We start from the raw sequence: 3373 nt of genomic DNA on the forward strand, positions 1-3373 counted from the left end.
CGACCGCAATGACGACCGACTCCGGCTTGGCCACCGCCGCGGTGGGAGTGGCTCCCCCGCATCCGGTGAGCGACACAGCTGCCGCTGCTGCGACCCAGCCGAGCAATAAACGCGAATTCTTCATAAGCCTGGTTCCAATTTCTGTACAGAGGGAAAGGACGTGTTACGAGTAGTGCGCTGCTGATGGGGGCAGTGGATTAGTAACGGTAGGCGTGCTTGTGGCCGGCCCGGATGATGGGCGCCACCTCCGGAATATTGGTGATCACGTTGCCGTGGGTGGGCGCTACGATCTTGACCCCAAGGTCATCCATCAGCTTGCCGACCCGGTCGTAAACCTGGTCAGCGTCGTTGGCGAATCTGGCCCAGTACAACGCGCTGCCGGTAAAGAAGGCTGCGTTCTCGACCGCGATGGGTGCCGAGAGTTCATCTGTTATCAGGCCACATTCGCCGGGGAGGTGCACCGGATCCTCATCATCGAGTTCCGGGCGGTGCATGTAGCAAAAACCGTCGGCCGTAAAAAGCACGCCCGACTTCGGTACGAAGCCCCATTGGGTATTTGGCAGGTCCCTGATCATGGCCTCGACGATCACGAATTCATACCCGCCGCCGAGATCCACTTTGTCCCCGGGAACCCGGGCATGCAGGTTGGGCACGATCTGCGGGTAGAAGAGGTGGTAGTCCCGGATGTCGCCGACAACCTTGATATCGGGGTACTTCTCCACGAGGCGCGGAAGGTTTCCCGTGTGCGGAAGCTCCGGATGCGTCGGGAAGACGTAGCTCAGCGGTTTGTCCCCGAGCAATCCGTCAAGGGTTTCCGAAATGATGTTCCAGCTGGAGGGGTTGCCCGTATCAATGAGGATGGACGACTCGGTCCCTTGTGCCAGATACGTGGAGGTGTGCCCGTGGATAACGCGGTCCTGGAGGTGGAACGGCAGGCACGAACTCATCCAGGTGACGCCGTCGGCTACCTCGCGCGGAAGGTCGCGGCTCATGGTTTCTACTAGTTCTTCCATCGGGATTCTCCTATGCCTTTTCCGGTGTCAGCGCGGCGAGCATGAAATCAAGGTGCCGGCGGACGAGCTCGCGCCCGCGGATCACGCAACCGCGGGAAGGGGCGATGGTCTCTGGGGCCAGGGTCTCGAACTTGTCCGAGAGCCATTCCCGGAGCGGCTCGCACGTGGCCCGCGGGATCCACTCGTATTTCGCGTAGAGGTGCTCGGCGACCTGCTTGGCCGTGGTGGTGTCCTGGGCGATCGAGTCGATGATGCGGGAACCGTCCGGGCTCGTCATGGTGCCGTGGGTGAAGGTGTCGGAGGTGAAGATGGTTCCGGTATTCGCGTCCCAGCCCCAGAAGGTCGGGAGGAGCCGCAGGAGCGGCGACTCGATGGTCAAGTGACGGCCCGGCGCCACCTCGATCTCTGGGGTGCGGGCCATGGAATCTCCGCCCTCTCCCTTCTGGTCGATCTGCTGCCGGCGTCCTCGGAGCGCAAGCCGGCTGAGGTCATCGAAGGCATCGAAGGGGTTGATGGCGCCGCCGGTGAAGAGGCGTTCGATGTCGAACTTCCCGGCAATGGGTTCCAGGTTCGAAACGCAGTCCATCTCGCTCCGCGTGAAGAACATGGAGAGCCGGCCGTCGTCGTCGAGCAGTTCAACCAGGTCATCGAGGATTTCCTGGCTGTGGACTGCGAGCCCGGTGTCGACCAACAGTCGGCCGGACCCTTCGCTGAGGAGATAGCAATTCGACGGCTGGAAGCCGGTTGCCCCGGCCGGTACCCAGCTCACGCGGCCATCGAGCGGAATGGTTCCACCGAGGGCAATAACTTTATCTTCATGAACTTTAGTGAACATGTCTTCAATCTATTGAAGTCGGGAGACGTCTGTCAAGACTTCTCGGAGGCGGCTGAGGGCTTCTTAGGAGATAGTTGCCGGGTTTGCGCGCAGGCGCTTCTGACGGCGTCCTGCCACGGCTTTGCTGCGCGTACGGGGGTCCAGAAGGGTGATCAAGGCGTCGAGAACGACGTAGCCGAGCAAGCTTGTGGTTCCCATGATGAGGACAAAACCTTGAATGACGGGCACATCGCCTTTGAGTACGCCGTCGAGCGACCAACCACCCACTCCTGGCCAGGAAAAGACACTTTCCACAATGGCCGCTCCGCTGAGGGACGCGGCAAAGAGAAGTACCAAGTAGGTCATGAGTGACCCGCGGATGTCACTGAGGGCATATCGGAAGACCTGGGTGGGACGCAGTCCGCAGGCCCTCGCGAACTCGATTTGTGGTGATTGGAGCACCTGCAAGAGTCCCGAGCGCACCGTCTTTCCAAACGGGGCAGCAAAGAACAAACCCATCGTCACGATAGGAAGGACAGCGCGGCCGAGGATTGACGAAAACGTACCCCATTGGCCGGCAACTATGGCGTCGAGGGGAATTGATCCCGTGACGCGCGGCGGAGTGATCTGCGCACTGGAGAGCATGCCGATCGGTGCGGGCGCGATGCGCAGTTGTTGATAGAAGACGAACAGCAACACGAGGGCCAGCACGAATTCCGGCATGGCCATGAGGATGGATATCCAGAACGTGAAGGCTTTATCGGCAAAACGCCGGTAGCGATAAGCCGCGAACGTTCCACTCGCCATGCCGATGATGAGGGCCAAGGCGAGCCCCGGCACCATATAGATCAAGGTATTCGGGAGCCGGGTCAGGATTTCGCTGGACACCGAACTGCCCGTGAAGAGGGAATGGCCAAGGTCCCCGCTCAGGGTCCTGGACATGTACCCGAGGTAGCGTTCCCAGAAAGGCAGGTCCAGGCCAAGTTCCGCGTGGATACGGGCGACGTCTGCCGGGGTTGCGTATTCACCCAGAAGGGCCACCGCGGGGTCGCCGGGAAGAAGGGACACGAGGCCAAAGCTGAGGGTGATGAGGCCACACAGCAATAAGGCAGCAACAAGGAGCCTTGAAATGATGTAGCGGATCATGACATCTGCCCCCGGGAATTCGTAGAGCCAACGACGGCGGAATAGGGAACTACCGGCAACGCAGCGGAAATCAGCGATTGGGTATAAGGGTGCTGCGGAGCCATCAAGACATCTCGGGTGGGACCAGTTTCGACGATTTTTCCGCGGTGCATGACAGCCACCGTGGAACAGAAGTGCCGGACCGTTTCGATGTCGTGGGAAATGAAGACGTACGTGAGGCCGCGCGAAGCCCTGAGGCGCGCGAGGGTGCGCAGGATAGAGGCGCGGATAGTCAGGTCCAACGAGGACGTTGCTCATCCAGGACCACCAGGCTGGGATTCGTGACCAGGCGCGTGCGATGCCCACGCGCTGCTGCTGTCCCCCGCTGAGGTTCGCCGGGCGCCGGTCCATGAAATCGGCC

At 61.0% G+C, this 3373-nt stretch carries 4 protein-coding genes; all 4 read right to left on the minus strand.

Translation table 11 applies throughout. The features are described from left to right. Positions 1–197: 197 nt before the first annotated feature. The 4 genes from AHiyo1_RS08650 to AHiyo1_RS08665 all read right to left on the minus strand — a co-directional run bounded on the left by AHiyo1_RS08650 (position 198) and on the right by AHiyo1_RS08665 (position 3254). Positions 198–1013 carry an MBL fold metallo-hydrolase gene (locus AHiyo1_RS08650; RefSeq protein WP_059388286.1) on the minus strand — a complete coding sequence of 272 codons (816 nt, stop codon included), beginning with the start codon at positions 1011–1013 and terminating at the stop codon, positions 198–200. Positions 1014–1023: 10 nt separating this feature from the next. Further along, positions 1024–1848, minus strand: a complete 825-nt coding sequence (locus AHiyo1_RS08655; RefSeq protein WP_059388287.1) for a hypothetical protein — start codon at positions 1846–1848, stop codon at positions 1024–1026. 63 nt (positions 1849–1911) lie between these two features. Beyond that, positions 1912–2973: an ABC transporter permease gene (locus AHiyo1_RS08660; protein ID WP_059388288.1), complete on the minus strand. Its 1062-nt coding sequence runs from the start codon at positions 2971–2973 to the stop codon at positions 1912–1914. Beyond that, a complete protein-coding gene (locus tag AHiyo1_RS08665; protein ID WP_059388289.1) occupies positions 2970–3254 on the minus strand; it encodes an ABC transporter ATP-binding protein in 285 nt (94 codons plus the stop codon). Before AHiyo1_RS08665 ends, AHiyo1_RS08660 begins: the two co-directional genes overlap by 4 nt. Positions 3255–3373: the final 119 nt, after the last annotated feature.

The sequence above is a fragment of the Arthrobacter sp. Hiyo1 genome, assembly GCF_001263615.2.
GTDB lineage: Bacteria > Actinomycetota > Actinomycetes > Actinomycetales > Micrococcaceae > Arthrobacter.

Bases quoted from the DNA above. Each gene is read 5' to 3' on its own strand.
- AHiyo1_RS08650 (WP_059388286.1), bottom strand. From the start codon at position 1,013: ATGGAAGAACTAGTAGAAACCATGAGCCGCGACCTTCCGCGCGAGGTA.
- AHiyo1_RS08655 (WP_059388287.1), bottom strand. From the start codon at position 1,848: ATGTTCACTAAAGTTCATGAAGATAAAGTTATTGCCCTCGGTGGAACC.
- AHiyo1_RS08660 (WP_059388288.1), bottom strand. From the start codon at position 2,973: ATGATCCGCTACATCATTTCAAGGCTCCTTGTTGCTGCCTTATTGCTG.